The sequence below is a fragment of the Croceicoccus esteveae genome, assembly GCF_031846435.1.
GTDB classification, from domain to species: Bacteria; Pseudomonadota; Alphaproteobacteria; order Sphingomonadales; family Sphingomonadaceae; genus Croceicoccus; species Croceicoccus esteveae.
In genome coordinates, this window is the sequence record NZ_JAVRHS010000032.1 from 1 (window position 1) to 552 (window position 552).

The 552-nt window shown below is 58.5% G+C and carries 1 protein-coding gene; it reads left to right on the top strand.

Annotated elements, in window-relative coordinates; genetic code table 11:
- Positions 1–323: 323 nt before the first annotated feature.
- Positions 324–552 (top strand): hypothetical protein (locus RM533_RS13620; RefSeq protein WP_311341768.1); only part of this gene is annotated, 229 nt, incomplete at its 3' end.

Below are 552 nucleotides of genomic sequence, written 5' to 3' on the forward strand. Positions count from 1 at the left end.
TGGTTGCGGGGGTGCGATTTGACCGCTGTAGAACTCGAGTGTCACTGTGACCGGTGCCGCTCCTTCCTTGCAGCTTGCCATCCTTACGAGCGCGCCACGCTCATCGGGTGAGCGCGGTCCGGTAACTGCTGATCCGAGGTCCGCTCCGGATCCAGACCCCGATAGCGCCGGTCCCGCACAGCCTCGGCTTGGCAAACGCTACTCCCAGTTAGCCCACATGAGGCTTTCGCGCCCTGATCGTAGAGCGCCATTCCCGATGGATCGCGGTGATGTGCTTCGCGCGCGCGTCCCACAAACCCCAAGCCGAATTGAAAGGAACGATCATGTCCACTGAGGTCTGGATCCGGATCGACATCTTTGGCCCGCAGGCAAAGCTCAATGAGTTCAAAGCCCTTTGCATTGTTGAGACGCAATCCGGTGAAGGGGACGAAACGATAAAGGAACTCGATTTCAGCAAGGTTGAGCCTCTCCCCGACGAGCCGGAGTACGTGTACTGCATTAACAATGCTTGGGATGACACATGGAATTTTCGAGACGAGGCCCAGGAGGCCC